The organism is Flavobacterium branchiicola, from assembly GCF_018383905.1.
Taxonomy (GTDB): domain Bacteria; phylum Bacteroidota; class Bacteroidia; order Flavobacteriales; family Flavobacteriaceae; genus Flavobacterium; species Flavobacterium branchiicola.
Map to the genome: position 1 here is coordinate 36,391 of NZ_JAGYWA010000001.1, position 22,654 is coordinate 59,044.

General features: G+C 33.7%; 13 protein-coding genes. 5 read left to right on the forward strand and 8 right to left on the reverse strand.

Going from position 1 to position 22,654, the window contains the following annotated elements; translation table 11 throughout:
• Positions 1-319 precede the first annotated feature (319 nt).
• Together KHA98_RS00165 and KHA98_RS00170 are read left to right on the forward strand one after the other, a co-directional pair.
• The gene (locus KHA98_RS00165; protein ID WP_213254198.1) at positions 320-1,744 is read left to right on the forward strand and encodes a sensor histidine kinase; all 1,425 of its coding nucleotides are present in this window, start codon (positions 320-322) and stop codon (positions 1,742-1,744) included.
• Complete coding sequence (locus tag KHA98_RS00170) at positions 1,734-2,141, forward strand: response regulator (RefSeq protein WP_213254200.1); 408 nt, start codon at positions 1,734-1,736, stop codon at positions 2,139-2,141. Before KHA98_RS00165 ends, KHA98_RS00170 begins: the two co-directional genes overlap by 11 nt.
• Here KHA98_RS00170 and KHA98_RS00175 read toward each other — a convergent pair.
• Complete coding sequence (locus KHA98_RS00175) at positions 2,128-3,318, reverse strand: C40 family peptidase (protein ID WP_213254202.1); 1,191 nt, start codon at positions 3,316-3,318, stop codon at positions 2,128-2,130. The two genes, KHA98_RS00170 and KHA98_RS00175, sit on opposite strands and share 14 nt — an antisense overlap.
• Positions 3,319-3,561: 243 nt before the next feature.
• Here KHA98_RS00175 and KHA98_RS23040 point away from each other — a divergent pair, with 243 nt between their 5' ends.
• A complete protein-coding gene (locus KHA98_RS23040; protein WP_213254204.1) occupies positions 3,562-4,941 on the forward strand; it encodes a kelch repeat-containing protein in 1,380 nt (459 codons plus the stop codon).
• A 77-nt stretch (positions 4,942-5,018) separates the two neighbouring features.
• Here KHA98_RS23040 and KHA98_RS00185 read toward each other — a convergent pair whose 3' ends face one another.
• From KHA98_RS00185 to KHA98_RS00200, 4 genes are all read right to left on the reverse strand, one after another.
• Entirely contained in the window at positions 5,019-7,283 is a 2,265-nt protein-coding gene (locus KHA98_RS00185) for an aconitate hydratase (RefSeq protein ID WP_213254206.1), read from the reverse strand.
• A 124-nt stretch (positions 7,284-7,407) separates the two neighbouring features.
• Positions 7,408-10,179 (reverse strand): bifunctional aconitate hydratase 2/2-methylisocitrate dehydratase, encoded by a 2,772-nt coding sequence (locus KHA98_RS00190; RefSeq protein ID WP_213254208.1) that lies wholly within the window; start codon positions 10,177-10,179, stop codon positions 7,408-7,410.
• A 407-nt stretch (positions 10,180-10,586) separates the two neighbouring features.
• Positions 10,587-11,540: an AAA family ATPase gene (locus KHA98_RS00195; RefSeq protein WP_213254210.1), complete on the reverse strand. Its 954-nt coding sequence runs from the start codon at positions 11,538-11,540 to the stop codon at positions 10,587-10,589.
• A gap of 78 nt (positions 11,541-11,618) precedes the next feature.
• A complete protein-coding gene (locus KHA98_RS00200; protein ID WP_213254212.1) occupies positions 11,619-13,049 on the reverse strand; it encodes a peptidylprolyl isomerase in 1,431 nt (476 codons plus the stop codon).
• A 537-nt stretch (positions 13,050-13,586) separates the two neighbouring features.
• Between KHA98_RS00200 and KHA98_RS00205 the strand changes: the two genes are divergently transcribed.
• Positions 13,587-15,020, forward strand: coding sequence for an alpha-amylase (locus KHA98_RS00205; protein WP_213254214.1), 1,434 nt, complete (start codon positions 13,587-13,589; stop codon positions 15,018-15,020).
• Positions 15,021-15,236: 216 nt separating this feature from the next.
• Positions 15,237-16,829, forward strand: coding sequence for a peptide chain release factor 3 (locus tag KHA98_RS00210; RefSeq protein WP_213254216.1), 1,593 nt, complete (start codon positions 15,237-15,239; stop codon positions 16,827-16,829).
• Between the two features lie 74 nt (positions 16,830-16,903).
• Here the strand turns inward: KHA98_RS00210 and KHA98_RS00215 are convergent, their stop codons facing one another.
• From KHA98_RS00215 to rpoC, 3 genes are all read right to left on the reverse strand, one after another.
• Positions 16,904-17,665 (reverse strand): hypothetical protein, encoded by a 762-nt coding sequence (locus KHA98_RS00215; protein ID WP_213254218.1) that lies wholly within the window; start codon positions 17,663-17,665, stop codon positions 16,904-16,906.
• A gap of 334 nt (positions 17,666-17,999) precedes the next feature.
• Positions 18,000-18,311, reverse strand: a complete 312-nt coding sequence (locus KHA98_RS00220) for a DUF3467 domain-containing protein (RefSeq protein WP_012024017.1) — start codon at positions 18,309-18,311, stop codon at positions 18,000-18,002.
• A gap of 10 nt (positions 18,312-18,321) precedes the next feature.
• Complete coding sequence (gene rpoC / locus KHA98_RS00225) at positions 18,322-22,629, reverse strand: DNA-directed RNA polymerase subunit beta' (protein WP_213254220.1); 4,308 nt, start codon at positions 22,627-22,629, stop codon at positions 18,322-18,324.
• Positions 22,630-22,654: the final 25 nt, after the last annotated feature.

The window sequence follows — 22,654 nt, forward strand, 5'->3', positions numbered from 1 at the left end:
TCCTCTTTTTAACTTTTAATTAAAAAAGGAGAAAGAATAATGCTTAATATAATTCAACGCACTTAAAATCAACTAGTTAATTCTGAAATTTCGATATCAAGAAGAAAATTAACAACTATTCGTTAAACTGCATTATTTTTTTATTAAATTTGATAGAAAGGATCAAATCATAAAACAGTATCAATTTTATTAACATTTGTTTATTTTTCACACTATTAAGTAATCAATCCCCCAGCGATTATCTAAATAGAAAAAAAACGAATGCGAACAAATTTGTCATTGACAAGTATATCAAATTATTAACCTACAAAAAAAAGCTATGCGCAAGATCCTAATTATAAAAAAGTTACGATTTCCAAATGTATTTATACTTTTGTTAATCGTATTTATTTCCTGTGCTTTATTGATTTGTATCAATTTTTTCACCATTAAAATACTTTCTGCCAATCGAGCTTACGTTAATGGCGAATCTCATTACTCAAAGGGACAAAAAGATGCTTCAAGACATCTTATTACCTATCTATACACTCAGGATCAGGAACAATGGAAATTATATCTTGAAGAATTAAAAGTCCCACAAGGTGATGGTCTGGCTCGAATAACGTTGCTAAAAGTGGGCGACAACAAAATTGCCCGAAAAGGGTTCCTGATTGGAAGAAATCATCAGGATGATTTAGATGATATCGTCTGGTTGTTCGACAATTTTAAGCACGTTTCATTTTTAGCAAAAGCAATTCATGAATGGGAACAAGGCGATAATTTAATCTTTGAATTATTTGTTATTGGAACACAAATCAATGCAAAAATCACTCATAATTCACTAACTCCCCAAGAGCAAAGAAAATTTCTGGAGCAAATTGGCTCTATCAGCGAAAAGCTTACCATTAACGAGCGTAACTTTTCTAATACTTTAGGAGAGGGAACCCGTAAGATTAAAGATTTACTTATTAAAGCAAATATTATTTTCATCTTAATTATTGTTTGCAGTGTTTGTCTCTATTACTCTATAATGGTAAAACGCCTAATTACTTCTAAAAAAGAAATTGAAGTAAAAAACGAAAATCTAATACTGGCCAATCATGAATTGGATCGTTTTGTTTATAGTGCATCACACGATTTAAGATCTCCTATTACATCATTAAAAGGCTTGATAAAAATTACGCAATTAGAAGATGATATTGATCAAATTAAAGATTACCTGACTTTAATGCAGCAAAGCCTTGTGAAACAAGATCAATTTATAAGCGACATTATCGATTACTCAAAAAATAAGAGAGCACAAATCATCATGGAGCCGGTAAGTTTAAAAGAATTATTTGAAGAAGCTATTTCTCAGTTAATGCATATTGAAAATGCCAACAAAATTACTTTTACCCAAGAATTATTAGTTGATGAAATTCAAAGTGATGGTTTAAGACTGAAAATCATTATTTCAAATTTGATTTCTAATGCCATTAAATATGCTGATGATAGTAAACAGGAAATGTTTATTTCTATTAAAACATCGCTTACCGATGGTTTTCATAAAATCGAAGTATCTGATAATGGAATCGGGATTAAAGATGAATTTAAAGAAAACATCTTTCAAATGTATTTTGGCACTAATAAAAATAAAGGCTCCGGATTGGGACTTTACATTGTAAAAGAAGCAGTTGAAAACATAAAAGGCAGCATATCCGTATGCTCACAGAGTACAATAGGAAGTAAATTCACCGTAACAATACCCAATTTTTATGGAATCTAAACTCTCATTCTTATTAATTGAAGACAATTTGATTGATCAGCTTGTCATTAAACAGCTATTGAAAAAAATGCTTTTTATAGAGGAAATCCACATTACTAATGATGGATATGAAGGACTTCAATGGCTTCGGGACAACAATAGAACCAACAAACCATTGATCATTATTCTTGATATCCAGATGCCTTTAATGAATGGTTTTGATTTTTTAGATGCGTTTGATCAACTTGATGATAAATTAAAAAAGGAAGTTCAGATTTATGTCCTTTCTTCAACGCTGGATCCGGATGAAATTAACCGGATTAATGAAAACAAATATGTCTATAAACTTCTGAATAAACCATTTCCTATAGAGGAATTCAAAAAAATAGTTTATCGGGAAGATCCTATAGCTTCTTAAGATCTTCTTCTAAAACACGATTAACTTGTGAAAAAGCTCTTTCGTAATAAGGTTCTTTTGTAGAAGAAATCATAACACCTCCATGTGTAGAAGAATGTACAAATTTAATTTCACCATCGTTAACATCTACAACCATTCCAACATGATTTATGTGACGTCTTCCGTTGGTTCTGAAGAAAATTAAATCTCCTTTCTGTGCCAAATCTGAATTCACCTTATTACCAATACGCGATTGTTCGATAGAACTTCTAGGCAACTTAATATCAAAATTACCAAAAGTACAAAACATCAAACCTGAACAGTCAAAACCTGCCTTAGTAGTTCCACCAGAGCGGTAACGGGTTCCTATATTTTGCGTTGCGTTTGAAATTAACTGGTCAATTAATTCTGAATGATTACTTACACGAACATACGCTGTATCTTTTTTAACACTTGTATTATCAGCGACCTGAACATTAATTTCCTGAAGAGGCTTCATTTCATTGGTATCCTGAACTGGATTTAAAGCAGCAGCCGCATCGGCTTTTTCTTTAGAAGTTTTTATTTTTAAAACGTAACCCACTGCTAGTTTTCCTTTAATAAAAGGATTTTGCTTTTCCAGTTCTGCAACTGTAATTCCGTATTTTTTAGCAATGGCATATTTGGTTTCTTTTGGCTGAACCTCAACAATTACCTCCACATCAGATGACGGCACAATCTCTGTTTTTGAAATTTCTTCCGCTTTTACTTTATTATCAGAAAGTGCGATTGCGTTTTTGGAAGGAATTGCAAGTTTTTGTCCAATTTTTAAGCCATCTGATTCTAATGATGGATTTGCTTTTTTCAATTCATCTACAGAAACATTATATTTTTTTGAAATTGCCCAAAGTGTTTCTTTTGGTGCAACTTCGTGAGTATCTGAAGAAGTATTTACAACAACTTCGTCTGGTTTGAGTTTTGTTGTAGTTGCAACTGTCGTTTTCTTTTTACTTTTACCAGGAATTAAAAGTACTGAATTTAGTTTTAAGACTTTTGGAGCGTTTGGGTTAGCATCTGTAATATCTTTTACTTTTACTCCGTATTTTTTAGCAATAACAGAAAGGTTTTCTCCTTGCGAGATTTTGTGCTTCACGAAATTATCTTGTGCAAAAGCTCCAACGCTTAAAAAAAACAATGCTATTATGAATCTAAAAACCATATTTATCCTTTAAAATTTGTCATCCATTTTTTAAATTTGATACTATCTAAACTTAAAAATCACAAATATATTACTCCAAAGGCGAATTTAACTTTTAAAACTATAAAAACAATGATTTTTAACAATTAATTCACCTCAAATTAACAAGCTCGGCATAGAAATTGAGCCAACTTTTTGAAACCGTTGATTTTACAAAAAAACCACTATTAACTAGCTTAAATCAACTTAAAAACCAGAAAACTTGTGAAAAAACTACTTGTAATCCTCATTCTTTTTCCTTTTTTATCAATAGCGCAGAACATCAAAGGAGTTGTTATTTCTAAAAAGAATAACTTACCTGTAGAAGACACAAATATTTCTCTGCTACCCGCCAACACCGGAACTTTGACTGATAAAAATGGAGCGTTTTCTATAACGCTTCCATCCAACTTTAAAGACATTGATAGTTTGCAATTTTCTCATGTTGGTTTTATAACTACAAAAATTGCTTTAAAAGATTTAAAAAATTCCAACTTCAAAGTTTTACTTCCTGAAAATATAGAAAACTTAAAAGGCCTGGTTATTGCAGCTAATCATAAATTAAGATTAAAGTCTAAATTAAACTCGACCAAGTTAGCCTCTCTAAATTACAACATCGCTTCCTTTGGATCACTTCTGATTGACAACAAAATCTACGTTACAGGCGGAGACGCAAGTTTGGTAGTTGATCCTTGGGAAAAAGTTAAAAGAGAACGACCAGATTTTACTTTAAGAGACTATTTGCGAGAAATTCGCACTAATCCAAATTATTTCTCTTATAAAGAAAAATTATTGGCATACGATATACAAAATAATTCGTGGGAAGATTTAAATGTAAAATTCAAAAAAAGAGCCTTTCATAATCTAAACTATTATGATGGCAAAATCTACATTTTAGGGGGAAAAAAAATTTCTGATAATGGAATTTTCGAATATTTACAAAATGAAATTGAAGTATTTGATATTAAAAACCAAACCATTACAATTGACAAAACAAATCCTCATCAAGCATCCAATGCTGCCACATTTACTTACAATGATAATATTATTATAATTGGAGGTTCAGTAAAAATGAATGATAAAAACATAAAGACATTTACCAATAAAGTACACCAATACAACATCACTTCTGGCTATTGGTACGAACTCGCAAGTATGCCAATCGCCAAAGAAACTTCGGGCGTTCTAATAAATGATAAAATTTATTTAATTGGAGGAAGCAACGAAAACCCTTTGTCTCAAATTGAATCTTTTGATTTAAAAACTGAAAAATGGCAGACGGAAGGAGAATTATTTACAGGATTAGAAAAACCAGCAGTAACCTTTCATGAAAATATCATTTATTTTTTTGAAAACAATCTAATGTATCTTTACGACATTAAATCAAAGCAATTGAAAGAATATTTAGTCGATATTCAATTAAAAAATTCCAGCATGTATTATTATAATAACAAATTATATATACTAGGCGGAAGTACTCAAAATGATTTTTCTTCTACTCCTTCTAAAAATGTATACAGTATCGACATTGAAGAATTTGACAAAACACAACTTAATCATATCAAAGTTTTGTCTTCTGGGTTGAGTTTTTCTAAAATAAACTAAACAGACACAACAAAATTCATTAAACATAAAAAAAGCCCTGTTATTCACAGGGCCCTTTTACTATATAAATCTAAATATTAAGCTTTTCCAGCAGCAATTAAGTTTAATGCAGAACCTGCAACAAACCAGCCAATCTGACCTGCGTTGTATGTGTGGTTTGCCAGGATAGCATCTTTTGTTCCATCTGCGTGAACAAATTCTAATGTTAAAGGTTTACCCGGAGCGAACTCAGTTAAGTCAGTAAAGTTAATTGTATCATCTTCCTGAATTTTATCATAATCAGCTTCGTTAGCAAATGTTAAACCTAAAAGACCTTGTTTTTTAAGGTTTGTTTCGTGAATACGAGCGAAAGATTTCACCAATACCGCTTTTACCCCTAAGAAACGTGGCTCCATTGCTGCATGCTCACGAGAAGAACCTTCACCATAGTTGTGATCTCCAACTACAATCGACGGAACTCCAGCCGCTTTGTATGCACGGGCAACAGCTGGCACAGCATCATATTCCCCAGTTAATTGATTTTTAACTGAATTTGTTTTTTGGTTGTAAGCGTTTACAGCACCAATCAACATATTGTTAGAAATATTATCTAAGTGTCCACGGAAACGTAACCATGGTCCTGCCATAGAAATGTGATCTGTAGTACATTTTCCGAATGCCTTGATTAACAATTTAGCACCTGTGATATTTTTACCATCCCAGGCAACAAACGGAGCTAATAATTGTAAACGCTCTGAAGTAGGACTTACTACAACCTGAACTCCTGAACCATCTGCAGCCGGAGCCTGGAATCCTGGATCTTCCGCATAGAAACCTTTAGAAGGCAACTCATCTCCTGTTGGAGCATCAAGTCTTACTTCCTCTCCATCTTCGTTGATTAATGTATCTGTTAATGGATTAAAACTTAAATCACCTGCAATTGCCAAAGCTGTCACTAATTCCGGAGAACCTACAAAAGCTAAAGTATTTGGGTTACCATCTGCACGCTTTGAGAAGTTACGGTTGAAAGAGTGAACAATAGTATTTCTTTCTTCTTTCTCAGCTCCTTCTCTATCCCACATACCAATACATGGTCCACAGGCATTCGCGAAGACCGTTGCTCCAATTTTATGAAAAGTATCAATAAATCCGTCTCTTTCGATCGTAGAACGAACTACTTCAGAACCCGGAGTGATTGTAAACTGTGATTTGGTTTTTAAATTTTTGTCAGCAACTTGTCTTGCCAATGAAGCAGCACGCGAAATATCTTCGTAAGAAGAGTTTGTACATGAACCTATTAAACCTACCTGAATTTGCAAAGGCCAGTTATTTTTGATTGCCTCTTCTTTCATTTTAGAAATTGGAGTCGCTAAGTCTGGTGTAAAAGGTCCATTTAAGTGTGGCTCTAATGTAGACAAATCGATCTCGATTACCTGATCAAAATATTTTTCAGGATTTGCATATACTTCCGGGTCTCCTGTTAAGTAAGAAGCTACTTTATCGGCAGCATCAGCAACATCGGCTCTGTTTGTAGAACGCAGGTAACGGCTCATTGAATCGTCATAACCGAAAGTTGAAGTTGTAGCTCCAATTTCAGCTCCCATATTACAAATCGTACCTTTACCAGTACAAGACATAGACGTTGCGCCTTCTCCAAAATATTCAACAATTGCTCCGGTACCACCTTTTACAGTAAGAATACCTGCAACTTTAAGAATAACATCTTTTGGGGCTGTCCATCCTGATAATTTACCCGTTAATTTTACTCCGATTAATTTAGGAAATTTAAGTTCCCAAGCCATACCAGACATTACATCTACAGCATCGGCTCCACCAACTCCAATAGCGACCATTCCCAAACCACCTGCATTTACAGTGTGAGAGTCGGTTCCAATCATCATTCCGCCCGGAAATGCATAATTTTCAAGTACTACCTGGTGAATAATTCCGGCTCCTGGTTTCCAGAAACCAATTCCGTATTTATTAGAAACTGACGACAAGAAGTCGAAAACTTCATTACTTTGTGTTTTTGCTCTGGCCAAATCGGTTACAGCATCTACTTTTGCCTGAATCAAGTGATCGCAATGAACCGTTGTAGGAACTGCAACTTTTGATTTTCCAGCATGCATAAACTGCAACAATGCCATTTGTGCTGTCGCATCCTGACAAGCAACACGATCTGGTGCAAAGTCAACATAATCAACCCCTCTTCCGAATGCCTGAGACGGAGCTCCATCCCAAAGGTGATTGTACAAAATTTTCTCTGTTAAAGTAAGTGGACGACCAACAATTTCGCGTGCTTTATCAACACGGCCCGGCATGTTTTCGTACACTTTTTTAATCATTTCAATATCAAAAGCCATAAGATATAATTGTTTTTGTTGTTTTTTTTTGAACACCACAAGATACAAAAAAATAGAGCTACTATTACAAAAAAAGCCCGAGTTTTATGACTCGGGCTTTAAAATATGCTTAATAAATTATGTATTACATAACTAACTGTTTGTGAGAAGGCGCGAACTTAGTTAAGTTGATTCCGTCTACAGCAGCAGTATATTCATCGATAGTAGGAGTTCTACCAAGAATTGTAGATAAAACTACAACCGGAGTAGATGAAAGTAATGATTCTCCTTTTTTACCTTCTTTATCTTCAACAACTCTTCCTTGAAAAAGACGAGTAGAAGTTGCCATTACAGTATCTCCTTTAGCCGCTTTTTCCTGGTTACCCATACAAAGATTACATCCTGGACGCTCTAAATATAACATGTTTTCATATTCAGTACGTGCTGCACCTTTTGGAGCATCATCATTGAATTCAAAACCAGAATATTTTTGTAAAACTTCCCAGTCACCTTCAGCTTTAAGCTCATCAACAATATTGTAAGTAGGTGGAGCAACTACAAGCGGAGCATTGAATTCAACTTTTCCATTTTGCGCTTCAACATTTTTCAACATTTGAGCAAGGATTTTCATATCTCCTTTGTGAACCATACAAGATCCAATAAATCCAAGATCTACTTTTTTCACACCACCATAAAATGATAATGGTCTGATAGTATCGTGAGTATAACGTTTAGAAACATCAATATTATTTACGTCTGGATCGGCAATCATTGGCTCAGCAATCTGATCAAGATCTACAACAACCTCAGCATAATATTTAGCATTTGCATCTGGAGTAAGTGCTGGTTTATCACCAGATTTAATCTCTGCAATTCTCTTATCAGCTTTATTGATCAATCCCTGAAGAACTTGTTTCTCATTGTCCATTCCTTTGTCGATCATGATCTGGATTCTACCTTTTGCAATCTCTAAAGATTCGATCAAAGTATCATCCTCAGAAATACAGATTGAAGCTTTTGCTTTCATCTCTGCAGTCCAGTCTGTAAATGTAAATGCCTGATCTGCATTAAGAGTTCCAATATGAACCTCGATAATTCTTCCCTGGAATACATTTTCACCACCAAATTTTTGAAGCATCTGAGCTTGTGTAGCATGAACCACATCACGGAAATCCATGTAACTCTTCATGTCTCCTTTGAAAGTAACTTTTACTGATTCCGGAATTGGCATTGAAGCCTCACCCGTAGCAAGTGCAAGAGCAACTGTTCCTGAATCTGCACCAAAAGCAACACCTTTAGACATTCTTGTATGAGAGTCACCACCAATGATGATTGCCCATTCGTCTATTGTAATATCGTTAAGTACTTTATGAATAACGTCAGTCATTGCATGATAACCACCTTTTGGATCACGAGCCGTAATAAGTCCGAAGTTATTCATGAACTTCATTAACTTAGGAATGTTTGCCTGAGCTTTTTTATCCCATACAGAAGCAGTATGACAACCTGATTGGTATGCACCATCTACAATCGGGGAAATAACTGTAGCAGCCATCGCTTCCAATTCCTGAGCTGTCATTAAACCAGTTGTATCTTGTGATCCGACAATATTCACTTCAACACGTGCATCTGAACCAGCGTGTAAAATTTTTCCCGGAGTTACACCAACAGCATTTCTGTTAAAGATTTTTTCTACAGCAGTAAGTCCTTGTCCTTCAATCGTAATTTCTTTTGATGGAGCAAAAACTGGCGCAATTTCAATTTCTAAAACTTTTGATGCAAATGTTTGAAGTTTTTTACCAAATACAATAGCATAAGAGCCACCTGCTTTGATGAATTCCATTTTTTGAGGAGTAAATGATTTAGCAAGATCAATTAATTCCTCATTATCTTTATACAGTTTTTTTGTCTTTGTATTGATAGTAAGAACTGTTCCTGTAGCCACAGAATATACTTCTTCAAGTATCGGTTCATTATTTTCGTTACGAAGAATATTTCCTTCTGCATCTACTTTTTTAACCCAGTTTTTAAGGTCAATTCCAATACCACCTGTAACGTCTACAGTTGTTAAGAAAATTGGAGAGATACCATTTGTTCCTCCAACAATTGGAGCAAAATTTACAAACGGAACATATTTACTAGCTTGTTTACCTGTCCAAAGTGCCACGTTGTTTACACCAGACATTCTAGAAGATCCAACCCCCATAGTACCTTTCTCAGCAATTAACATCACACTTGCATCAGGATGTTGTGCCTGTAATGCTTTGATTTCTGCTTGCGCCTGTGGAGTAATCATGCATAAACCGTGAAGTTCACGATCTGAACGCGAGTGCGCCTGATTTCCAGGAGAAAGCAAATCTGTAGAGATATCACCTTCACCAGCTATAAATGTAACTACTTTTATTTCTTCTGCTACTTCAGGAAGTTTAGTGAAAAATTCCGCTTTTGCGTAACTTTCGATAATCTCTTTAGCAATTTCATTGTTATTTCTGAATGCTTCCTTTAAACGATCTGTATCAGCATCATAAAGGAAAACTTGTGTTTTAAGAACTTCAGCAGCTTGTTTAGCAATAGTAACATCATTACCTAAAGCTAAATCAAGCAATACTTCAATTGAAGGTCCACCCTTCATATGTGATAATAATTCAAATGCAAATGCCGGAGTAATTTCTTTTACTGCAGCTTCACCTAAAATAATCTCTTTTAAAAACTTTGCCTTTTCTCCAGCAGCACTTGTTGTTCCCGGTAAAGTATTGTAAATAAAAAACTTAAGAGAATCTTCGCGATACTCATTATTCAAATCTTTAATTTGTGCAATGATTTCGCTTAATAATTCAGCGCCATCAATTGGTTTAGGGTGAAGTCCCTGGCTTTTTCTTTCTTCAATTTCCTGGATATAATCCTTATAAATATTCATAATTAAGGCAGATTTATTTTTTTACGCAAATTTAAGCATTAATGCCGATAATTAAAAATAATATAATAGAAGTCGTGTTTTCAAAAATTATTATTGCTAAAAAACGATTTTCACTGTTAGTTTTTGACAAAACCTCAATTTTGAATTAAAAAAATGAATTTTTGGCATTTTAAAATCCTTTCTTTAGCAAAGTCGAAATTTAACATTAAAAAGGAAGTACGATTTTACCCCTATTTTAACGAAGAATCTTTCTAAATAACTAATTATAACGTTATAGTTGAACTTTTTTGCGTGACTTCAACACTATTTTCTGATTTGAAAATTTAATCATAATTTAAAGAATGTAGAAAAGCAAAAAAAATCCCGGCAATAAATTACCAGGATTTTTTCATAAATTGTCTTTACATCTACAATAACTTCTGAATAATAATATCTTCTGTTATTCCTTCAGCATCTGCTTTGTAATTTTTAATAATTCTGTGACGCAAAATTCCGGTTGCAACTGCTTTTACATCTTCAATATCCGGCGAAAATTTACCGTGAAAAGCTGCATGTGCTTTTGCAGCCAAAATTAAATTCTGAGAAGCTCTTGGTCCTGCTCCCCAATCCAGATAATTTTTCACAAAATCATTTGCCAGTTTATTATCAGGACGTGTTTTGCTTACTAAGGTAACAGCATATTCAATAACGTTATCTGCTACAGGAATTCTTCTGATCAGATGTTGAAAATCTATAATTTCCTGTGCTGAAAACAATGGATTAATTGTCGTTTTAACATCCGATGTTGTGCGTTTTACAACCTGAACTTCTTCTTCAAATGTTGGATATTCTAATTTGATTGCAAACATAAAACGGTCTAATTGTGCTTCCGGTAACGGATAAGTTCCTTCCTGCTCAATTGGATTTTGAGTTGCTAATACAAAGTAAGGTAAATCTAATTTGTAATTCTGTCCTGCAATAGTAACAGAACGCTCCTGCATTGCTTCAAGTAAAGCGGCCTGCGTTTTTGGCGGTGTTCTGTTAATCTCATCAGCTAAAATTATATTGGAAAAAATAGGTCCTTTGATAAATTTAAACTGTCTGTTTTCATCCAGAATTTCACTTCCTAAAATATCAGAAGGCATTAAATCCGGTGTAAACTGAATTCTTTTAAAATCTAAACCTAAAGCTTGTGATAAAGTATTTATCATTAATGTTTTTGCCAAACCGGGAACTCCGATTAATAAGGCGTGTCCTCCTGAAAATATACACAGTAAAATTTGATCTACAACTGCATCCTGGCCTACAATAATTTTTGCTATTTCTGATTTTAATTCGTTTCGCTTTTGAACTAAATTATGAATTGCTGCTACGTCAGACATTTAAGTATGTTTTTTAAATTAAAAAGAGTTAGCTCTATGAATTCATAAAACTAACTCTTTTTCTTTATTTAATAAAAATTATTTTTTTAACCAGTTGTTTGTAAAAGTACAATCTCTGTATTCACCAATAATTTTGATATAAGTATCTTTTATTTTAGTGTCAAACCATTTTGCAATTGCGTTGATTTGTTTTTCTTTTAATGCAAGTTCTTTAATTTTTGTATAATCCTTTGCATAATCTGCTACGTGCTCATCAATTCTGTTCGTAACTGTAATTAACTTGTACGTTTTTTTGCCTTTGTCATCTACATTTAAAAGTGGCTGAGAAATTTCGGTATCTTTTAAATTTGAAACCTGACCATATAAAGTCGGATCCATTTTTGTCAACTCAAATCGGGTATCCTGAGTATTTGGATTTACTAAAGTTCCTCCGTTTGCTCTTGTTTCTTTTTCATCAGATTCTGTTCTGGCGGCATCGGCAAAAGAAATCTCTTTATTGATTATCTTAGTACGAATATTAGTAATTCTTTCTTTAGCTTCTTTTAACGCCGCTTCAGAAACAGTTGGCGAAATTAAAATATGACGTAACTCTACTTCTTGGCCTTTAATTTTATCGACCATTATAATATGATATCCATAAATTGTTTCAAAAGGCTGAGAAATTTCACCTTCCTGTAAACTAAAAGCAACATCTTTAAATTCTTTTAGGAAAGGGGTTTTTCTGGTCATTTTATAATAACCTCCATTTGCAGAAGAACCTGGATCTTGAGAATATAATACTGCTTTTGTTGCAAAACTAGAACCATCTAAAACATCTTGTCTAATAGAGTTTAATCGGTCTATTACTTTTTGCTTATCTTCTTTAGAAACTTTAGGCTCAACCACAATTTGAGCTACTTCCATTTCAGCTCCAAAAGTTGGTAATTCGTCTTTTGGTATTTTTTTAAAGAAATTACGAACCTCTTCAGGAGTGATTTCTACTCCATCAACAATCTTTTTCTGCATTTCTGAAGCCAACTTTTGTTCTTTCAGGATATCAGCAAAATAGGTTTTAAACTCTTCTACAGAACTTTTTTTGTAATATTCTACCACTTTATTAATGTCACCAACCTGCTTAATCATATAGTTTAAACGGTCTTCCATCATACCTCTTACTTCGGCATCACTTACAATAATACTATCCTGAATCGCCTGATGCGCATATAATTTATCTTCTAAAAGTTTACCAAGCATCTGGCATCTTGTAATATCTTTGATACTACCACCCTGAGCAGAAATTTCTAAAAAACCTTTATCAATATCTGAGTCTAAAACAATATAATCTCCAACCGTAGCAATAATACCGTCAACTTTTTGCTTTTTACCAGAAGGAACTTCTGCTGGTTTTTGAGCTACAACATCCGGAATAATTTCCTGAGCTGAAACAAGTGAGCTGAAAAAAAGTAAAAAACACATTGTCAATGCTAACTTGAAATCAATTGTTTTTAGCTGTAATTTTTTTAATAACATTATTTTAAATTTAATTTGAATGTAAGGTCTTGCTTTAGAAATTCTTCTTTAAACTAAAATCTTTCTATTCTTAATTTTAAGGATTATCTCCAAAATAGTAAAGAATTAAGACCTAGCTCTTTTTAACTTATAACGAACAAAAATAACAATTCAATTACATAATACAACTATCAGCTATACTATTAACAAAAAATTATATGGAGAGTATTTTAATTTTTCAAAATGAACCAATTTCCTGACGATTATTTTCGATTAAATTTTAAAAATTTGATTATTAAAACACTTCCATTAAACCTTTTACTTTAGTAAACGCAAAATCGCAAACTATTAGTTTACAACCGGATAAAAATAAGTTTTCAACACTACAACGTTTTCGTAACATAAATATTTTCTTATAAAAAGCAATCAACTCAAAAAACACATACTTTAGATGCGTAATTTTTAAATTATAACATCTAAAATTAAGAATATCAACCATTATAGATGCAAAAATTGAATAATTACAAACTTTATTAATTAATCTTAACCAAATCTATTATGAAAAAACCACAAGTAAGATTTCTATTCATTGGGATGATTGCGGCATTTTTAAGCTCATGTTCGCAAAATGAAACTTTAGAAACAGATTCAAAAGCTGAAAGTCAGAAATTTGAAATTATTAACGTTACACATCACAGTGGAAAACCTTTTAGTACAGGAACTTCATCCACAGGAAAATATGTCGATAATCCAGGCGGAGGCGTAATGATGCAGGCCTTTTACTGGGATGTTCCTGCAGGTGGAACGTGGTGGAATACCGTAAGCAGTAAAGTTACGGCCTGGGGTAATGCAGGAATCGGCTCTATTTGGCTACCTCCAGCTTCTAAAGCACAAAACGGAGCATTTTCTATGGGATATGATCCAACAGATTATTTTGATTTTGGTGATTATAATCAAAACGGAAGTACTGAAACAAGATTTGGCTCAAAAGCTGAGCTAGTTAGTTTGATTACAAATGCACATACTGAAAACTTGAAAGTATATGCCGATATCGTAATTAATCATAACAGTGGTGGACAATCGGAGGCAAATCCTTTTACAGGAACCAATACATGGACTAATTTTACAGGAGTCGCTTCGGGTAAATTTCCTCGTACCTATAATGATTTTTATAAAAATAGTTATGGAAATAATGACGAAGGGTCTTTTGGAGGTTTTCCAGATTTATGCCACGCGGCTCCAAACGTCCAAAACTGGCTTTGGCTTAGAACTGATGGTGTTGGTAAATATTATAAAAATACCATGAAATTTGATGGCTGGAGATTTGACTATGTAAAAGGTTTTGGTGCGTGGGTTGTAAATTCCTGGAATGCCAATGTTGGTGGATTTTCTGTTGGAGAATTATGGGATTCTAATGTAAACGTATTAAACGATTGGGCAAATAATGCTAATAGTTCTGTTTTCGATTTTGCTTGTTATTATAAAATGAATGATGCTTTTGATGGAAATAATCTAGCACTGCTAAATGACGACATGATGTGGAAAAGAAATCCATATAAAGCAGTAACTTTTGTAACTAATCATGATACAGATGAAATTTCGAATAAGTTATTAGCATATTCTTATATCCTTACGCATGAAGGATATCCAACAATATTCTACAGAGATTATGAAGAATGGTTGGATAAAAACAAGTTAAATAACTTAATCTGGATTCATAACAATAAAGCAACCGGAACAACTTCTATTTTATATTCTGATAATGATGAATATGTTGCCAGAAGAAACGGATATAACGGAAACCCGGGATTGGTTGTTTACATTAACAATTCAGACTCATGGCAGGAAAGATGGATTCAAACCAATTGGGCAAATACTCAAATTAAAGATTTTACAGGAAACTCATCCTGGTATCCAACAACTCAGGCAGACAAATGGGTAAAAATACAATGTCCTCCAAAAGGATATTCAGTGTGGTCGATTAACCAGTAATTTACAAAATAACTATACAAAGCTGCTCATTTTGAGTAGCTTTTTTTCGCCACGAATTACACTAATTTGCACTATTAAATTTGTGATAATTCGAATAATTCGTGGCAAAAAAACTATTCCGAAACTGACACTTGTAAATTGAAGCCTTTAATTAAGAAACTAATATTTTTATTAAGCCGTAATTAATAGTACTTTTGCAACCTATTTATACGAAATATGAGCTTTTTAAAAGAAATACAACGCAGAAGAACATTCGGAATTATATCGCATCCCGATGCCGGTAAAACAACTTTAACTGAAAAATTACTTTTATTTGGAGGTGCAATTCAGGAAGCTGGAGCTGTAAAAAACAATAAGATTAAAAAAGGAGCAACGAGTGACTTTATGGAAATCGAACGCCAAAGAGGTATTTCGGTTTCTACATCTGTTCTTGCTTTTAATTATAAAGACAAAAAAATCAATATCCTTGATACACCTGGACACAAGGATTTTGCTGAAGATACTTTTAGAACTTTAACGGCTGTTGATAGTGTTATTGTTGTAATCGACGTTGCAAAAGGGGTTGAGGAACAAACTGAAAAACTGGTTGCAGTTTGTAGAATGCGTAACATTCCGATGATTGTTTTCATCAACAAATTAGACCGTGAAGGTAAAGATGCTTTTGACTTGATGGATGAAGTGGAACAAAAACTGGGTTTAAAAGTTACACCTTTAAGTTTCCCTATCGGAATGGGTTATGATTTTCAGGGAATCTATAATTTATGGGAAGAAAACATTAATCTTTTTAGTGGAGACAGCCGTAAAAATATAGAAGAAACAATCGCTTTTTCTGATGTTCAAAACAATCCTGAATTAGATAAGATTGTTGGTCAGAAAGCTGCTGAAAAACTTCGTGAAGAATTAGAATTAATTGATGAAGTTTACCCAAAATTTGAGCGTCAGGATTATTTAGACGGAAAAATTCAACCTGTCTTTTTTGGTTCTGCTTTAAATAACTTTGGAGTTCGTGAGCTTTTAGATTGTTTCGTTACAATTGCTCCATCTCCTCGACCAAAAGATTCTGAAACACGTTTAGTAGATCCTAAAGAAGAAAAAATGACTGGATTTGTATTTAAAATCCACGCCAATATGGATCCTAAACACAGAGATCGTCTTGCTTTTATAAAAATTGTTTCCGGAACTTTTGAAAGAAACAAACCTTACTATCACGTTCGCCAAAAGAAAAATTTAAAATTCTCTAGCCCGAATGCTTTCTTTGCTGAGAAAAAAGAAATTGTAGATATTTCATATCCTGGAGATATTGTAGGTTTACATGACACAGGAAACTTTAAAATTGGAGATACTTTAACTGAAGGTGAAATAATGAGTTTCAAAGGAATTCCAAGTTTCTCTCCGGAACACTTTAGATATATCAATAATGCCGACCCAATGAAAGCGAAGCAATTAGATAAAGGTGTCGATCAGTTAATGGACGAAGGTGTTGCACAGTTATTTACACTTGAAATGAATAACCGTAAAGTTATCGGAACGGTTGGAGCACTTCAATATGAGGTAATTCAATATCGTTTAGAGCACGAATATGGAGCTAAATGTACATACGAAAACTTCCCGGTTCATAAAGCTTGTTGGGTTAAACCAGACGATGCTAAAAATGAAGAATTCAAAGAATTTAAGCGTATCAAACAAAAATTCTTAGCACATGATAAATATGGTCAATTGGTATTTCTTGCCGATTCTGATTTTACTATTCAAATGACGCAAAGTAAATATCCAACAGTGAAGTTATTCTTTACTTCAGAATTTGATTAATTGATCTTTTAAACAAACAAAAAGACCTTCTGAAAAGTAAATTTTAGAAGGTCTTTTTTCATTTCATATATTGCTCAAATCTGTCTTACTTCTTTTTTATCAATATAATTAATTCCTAATCCACCTTGCATCATTATTTTAACTTTAGAAAATTCTTCTGAGGGAACAACTATATTTTGCATTAATGTATTATTTTGAACTTTCGTTATATCAAAAGGTATTGTTTGTGAATAATAATGATCATCTCCTTCAATTGTAATGGTTAGCGTTTTCGTATTTTTTAAAATCGTAACTGGAATAGAAAACTCACCCGTTTTATGATTTATTTTTGAAGCACTCTGAGAACCATTAATAGTAAAAACTAAATTTGGAAATCTATTATTATCTAAAGGTCTATTAGTGTTAGCATCTAATAATTTTCCTTTAATCAGAATCGAAACTTCTTGCTCAATATTTTGATTATAAGCTACCTTGCCTACAATGTGATTATTCGGTTTTGGCGAATTTATCTCGGTTTTAACAGGTGTTTTTTCCTGTCCGGAAACATTTGAAGCTAATAAAATTGACGCTGCAACTGCCGCATATTTTAAATTATTGATTTTAGAAATCTCATTATACTCAAATTCCTCCTGCAATTGTGTTGATTTAATTCTGGCACAAATGTTTTTATCTTTAGTTTCGGCAATAAATCTGGCCACTTCCGAATTTGATTTTTTGCTTAAATCAATTACATTTTTCATACAAGAATTACAAAATGAACCATTTGAATTCGGAATCATTTTATCAAAATTTTCAGAACAAGGATTTGTTATCTCTAAGGTGAATTTCTTTTTCATAGTGTACTTTTTAAAATTAAAATCTTTCAAAATGATTCTTAACTATATAGAGTACATTTTCAATATAAAGGTTGGGAACGAAATTTATTTTTTTCTAAATTCTATTGCATAAAAAAAGCGCTAACTTATCATTAGCGCTTTTCTTTATTTGAATTAATTCCAACCTCATTGTCTTTACATTCCAAAAAAATAGTCCTTTCTAATTAGGAATTACTAAAATATAGAAATCTCAACTAAGAATGAAATTTAGTCGATAAACGGAAAGGTAAATCGGATAAACTACAGTTAAACTATTTTTCGCAAAAAAAAGCCCCATTGCTGGGGCTTTTAAAATTTATGCTTGTCCCGCAGGACCAAAATTAAGCGGTATAGGCGCTTGTTCCGTTTCTTTGATTTCGCCATGAGCGGCTTCAAATCTATGGATATTTTCACCAATTGCTCTCAATAATCTTTTAGCATGTTGTGGCGTCAAGACAATTCTTGACTTTACCTTGGCTTTAGGAATACCTGGCATAATGCTGACAAAATCTAAAACAAACTCTGATGAAGAGTGATTGATAATTGCAAGATTAGAATAAATCCCCTCTGCAATAGTTTCATCTAACTCAATATTAATTTGCTCTTGTTGTTGTTTCGGATTACTCATAGTTTCCTAATTAATAAATATATTCTTCTTTATTAGCCATCATTTCATTGTAATCATCTTTAGATCCTACGATAGTGTTATCATATTCTCTCATACCAGTTCCCGCAGGAATTCTGTGTCCAACAATTACATTTTCTTTTAATCCTTCTAAATCATCTACTTTACCAGCTACAGCAGCTTCGTTAAGTACTTTCGTTGTCTCCTGGAATGAAGCCGCAGAAATGAATGATTTAGTTTGTAGCGAAGCTCTTGTAATACCTTGTAAAACTGGCGTTGCAGTTGCAGTAATTACGTCTCTTGCTACAACAAGATTTTTATCATTTCGTTTCAATAATGAATTCTCATCACGTAACTCACGAGGAGAAATTATCTGACCTGGTTTCAATACTGAAGAATCTCCAGCATCTTCAACTACTTTCATACCATATAATTTATCGTTTTGAACGATGAAATCTTTAGTGTGAATTAATTGATCCTCTAAGAATAAAGTATCACCTGGATCCTGAACTCTTACTTTACGCATCATTTGACGAATAACTACCTCAAAGTGCTTGTCATTAATTTTTACCCCTTGTAAACGGTAAACCTCTTGAATTTCATTTACCAAGTACTGTTGAACAGCAGCCGGACCTTGAATTCTTAAGATATCATCTGGTGTAATTGCACCATCAGACAATGGAACTCCCGCTCTTACGAAGTCATTTTCCTGTACTAAGATTTGGCTGGAAAGTTTAACTAAATACTTTTTAATCTCACCAAATTTAGACTCAATAACGATCTCACGGTTACCTCTTTTGATTTTACCGAAAGATACAACACCATCAATTTCAGATACAACCGCTGGGTTAGAAGGGTTACGAGCCTCAAGCAACTCAGTAATTCTTGGTAAACCTCCCGTGATATCGCCTGCTTTAGAAGAACGACGAGGAATTTTTACTAATACTTTACCTGCTTTAATTTTCTCACCATTCTCAACCATTAAGTGTGCACCTACTGGTAAGTTGTATGAACGAATCAATTCACCTTCTTTACCGTAAACCAATAAAGTTGGGATTAATTTTTTGTTTCTAGCCTCAGAAATTACTTTTTCCTGGAAACCAGTCTGCTCATCGATCTCCACCATGAATGATTGTCCTTGCTCTAAATCTTCGTAAGCAATCTTACCAGTAAACTCAGAAACAATTACACCATTATATGGATCCCACTTACAGATTACAGTTCCTTTAGCAACAGATTCTCCATCTTTAACAAAAATACTAGAACCGTAAGGAATGTTATGTGTATTTAAAACGATTCCAGTTTTCTCATCAACTAATTTTAACTCAGTTGAACGCGATACTACGATATCTACCGCATTACCTTCACTGTCCTCACCTTTTACAGTTTTTAAATCTTCAATCTCAAGTCTACCTGCAAATCTTGTAACAATACTAGATTCTTCAGAAATACCTCCTGCAACCCCTCCAACGTGGAACGTACGAAGTGTTAACTGTGTACCTGGCTCTCCAATAGACTGTGCAGCAATAACTCCGACAGCTTCACCTCTTTGTGTCATCTTACCAGTAGCTAAGTTTCTACCGTAACATTTCGCACAAATACCTTTTAAAGCTTCACAAGTTAATGGAGATCTAACTTCTACTTTTTCAATTGGAGAAGCTTCGATAGTTCTCATAATTGCTTCAGTAATTTGTTGACCTGATTGAACCATTACTTCATTAGTAAGAGGATTAATTACGTCCTGTAATGCAACACGTCCTAAAATTCTCTCTCCTAAAGATTCAACGATTTCCTCATTTTTCTTTAATGCCGCAACTTCAACACCTCTTAGAGTTCCACAATCTTCGATGTTTACAATAACATCTTGAGAAACGTCATGAAGCCTTCTTGTCAAGTAACCAGCATCGGCTGTTTTAAGAGCCGTATCCGCAAGACCTTTACGAGCACCGTGAGTAGAAATGAAGTACTCAAGGATCGAAAGACCTTCCTTAAAGTTAGAAAGAATCGGGTTTTCAATAATCTCACCACCACCGGCAGTAGATTTTTTAGGCTTAGCCATCAAACCACGCATACCAGTTAACTGACGAATCTGCTCCTTAGAACCCCTCGCCCCAGAGTCAAGCATCATATATACAGAGTTGAAACCTTGTTGGTCTTCTCTAATATTTTTCATTGCTAATTCTGTCAACTGAGCATTCGCAGAAGTCCATACGTCAATAACTTGGTTGTAACGCTCGTTATTGGTGATAAGACCCATGTTATAGTTGGTTGAGATACCTTCAACTTGTTCTCTGGCATCTGCAATCAATTTAGTTTTTTGTTCTGGAATTCTAATATCACCTAAAGAGAATGATAAACCTCCTCTAAATGCAAATTTATAACCCATATCTTTCATATTATCCAAGAAAGCTGCCGTTGTAGGTACATCAGTCACGCTTAAAATGTGTCCGATAATATCTCTAAGGTTTTTCTTAGTCAATACGTCATTGATATATCCAGCTGCTTCAGGTACTACTTCGTTAAATAATACACGTCCTGCAGTTGTTTGAACAATTTGATACACTAATTCTCCAGCGTCATTAAAATCTTTTGCACGGATTTTCACACGAGCATTCAATTCTAATCTTCCTTCGTTTAATGCAATATTTACTTCTTCAGCAGAGTAAAAAGTCAAATCCTGACCAATAATTTTGTGATCTTCTGTAGAAATACGCTCTTTGGTCATATAATATAGACCCAAGACCATGTCCTGAGAAGGTACAGTAATTGGAGCACCATTTGCAGGGTTCAAGATATTGTGAGAAGCCAACATTAATAATTGCGCCTCTAAAATAGCCTCTGGTCCTAATGGTAAGTGAACCGCCATCTGGTCACCATCGAAATCGGCGTTGAATGCCGTACATACTAATGGGTGTAACTGGATTGCTTTTCCTTCAATTAATTTAGGTTGGAATGCCTGAATACCAAGTCTGTGCAAAGTAGGAGCACGGTTAAGTAATACTGGGTGACCTTTAATTACATTTTCAAGGATATCCCAAACTACTGGCTCTTTTTTGTCAATGATTTTCTTAGCAGATTTTACCGTTTTTACAATACCTCTTTCTATCAATTTACGGATAACGAAAGGCTTGTATAATTCAGATGCCATATCTTTTGGCAATCCACACTCATATAATTTTAACTCTGGACCAACAACAATTACCGAACGAGCAGAATAATCCACACGTTTTCCTAAAAGGTTTTGACGGAAACGTCCTTGCTTACCTTTTAAAGAGTCAGATAATGATTTTAATGGTCTGTTAGATTCTGTTTTAACAGCAGAAGCTTTACGTGTGTTATCGAATAATGAATCTACAGATTCTTGTAACATACGTTTCTCGTTTCTTAAGATAACTTCTGGAGCTTTAATCTCCATTAATCTTTTCAAACGGTTGTTACGGATGATTACACGACGATATAAATCGTTCAAATCTGAAGTTGCAAAACGACCTCCATCAAGTGGCACAAGCGGACGTAATTCTGGCGGAATAACAGGAACCACTTTCATAATCATCCATTCTGGACGGTTTTCGCGGTTTAAGTTAGACTCACGGAAAGACTCAACAACTTGTAATCTTTTTAAAGCTTCAGTTTTTCTTTGTTTAGAAGTCTCGTTATTAGCGCTGTGTCTTAATTGGTAAGACAACTCATCTAAATCGATACGAGCTAATAAATCCATAATACATTCTGCTCCCATTTTGGCAACAAATTTATTAGGATCCATATCATCTAAATATTGATTTTCTTGCGGAAGAGTATCTAAAATATTTAAGTATTCTTCTTCAGTTAAGAAATCTAATCTTTGTAATGATTCTCCATCTGCATTTTTAGCGATACCAGCTTGGATTACTACATATCTTTCGTAGTAAATGATCATATCTAATTTCTTAGATGGAAGACCAAGGATATAACCAATTTTGTTTGGAAGAGAACGGAAATACCAGATGTGAGCAATTGGCACAACAAGGTTGATATGTCCTACTCTGTCTCTACGTACTTTTTTCTCAGTAACTTCAACACCACAACGGTCACAGATGATACCTTTGTAACGAATTCTTTTATACTTACCACAAGCACATTCGAAATCTTTTACTGGTCCGAAGATTCTTTCGCAGAAAAGTCCGTCACGCTCTGGTTTGTGCGTTCTATAGTTAATAGTTTCTGGCTTTAAAACCTCTCCTCTTGATTCTTTCAAGATAGATTCTGGTGAAGCCAATCCAATAGAAATTTTGTTAAATCTTTTTACTGGATTCTTATCTTTATTGTTTCTGTTATTCATCATAGTTTTTACTATTGATTTATTTACA

Bases quoted from the DNA above. Each gene is read 5' to 3' on its own strand.
- KHA98_RS00165 (WP_213254198.1), top strand. From the start codon at position 320: ATGCGCAAGATCCTAATTATAAAAAAGTTACGATTTCCAAATGTATTT.
- KHA98_RS00170 (WP_213254200.1), top strand. From the start codon at position 1,734: ATGGAATCTAAACTCTCATTCTTATTAATTGAAGACAATTTGATTGAT.
- KHA98_RS00175 (WP_213254202.1), bottom strand. From the start codon at position 3,318: ATGGTTTTTAGATTCATAATAGCATTGTTTTTTTTAAGCGTTGGAGCT.
- KHA98_RS00185 (WP_213254206.1), bottom strand. From the start codon at position 7,283: ATGGCTTTTGATATTGAAATGATTAAAAAAGTGTACGAAAACATGCCG.
- KHA98_RS00190 (WP_213254208.1), bottom strand. From the start codon at position 10,179: ATGAATATTTATAAGGATTATATCCAGGAAATTGAAGAAAGAAAAAGC.
- KHA98_RS00195 (WP_213254210.1), bottom strand. From the start codon at position 11,540: ATGTCTGACGTAGCAGCAATTCATAATTTAGTTCAAAAGCGAAACGAA.
- KHA98_RS00200 (WP_213254212.1), bottom strand. From the start codon at position 13,049: ATGTTATTAAAAAAATTACAGCTAAAAACAATTGATTTCAAGTTAGCA.
- KHA98_RS00205 (WP_213254214.1), top strand. From the start codon at position 13,587: ATGAAAAAACCACAAGTAAGATTTCTATTCATTGGGATGATTGCGGCA.
- KHA98_RS00210 (WP_213254216.1), top strand. From the start codon at position 15,237: ATGAGCTTTTTAAAAGAAATACAACGCAGAAGAACATTCGGAATTATA.
- KHA98_RS00215 (WP_213254218.1), bottom strand. From the start codon at position 17,665: ATGAAAAAGAAATTCACCTTAGAGATAACAAATCCTTGTTCTGAAAAT.
- KHA98_RS00220 (WP_012024017.1), bottom strand. From the start codon at position 18,311: ATGAGTAATCCGAAACAACAACAAGAGCAAATTAATATTGAGTTAGAT.
- rpoC (WP_213254220.1), bottom strand. From the start codon at position 22,629: ATGATGAATAACAGAAACAATAAAGATAAGAATCCAGTAAAAAGATTT.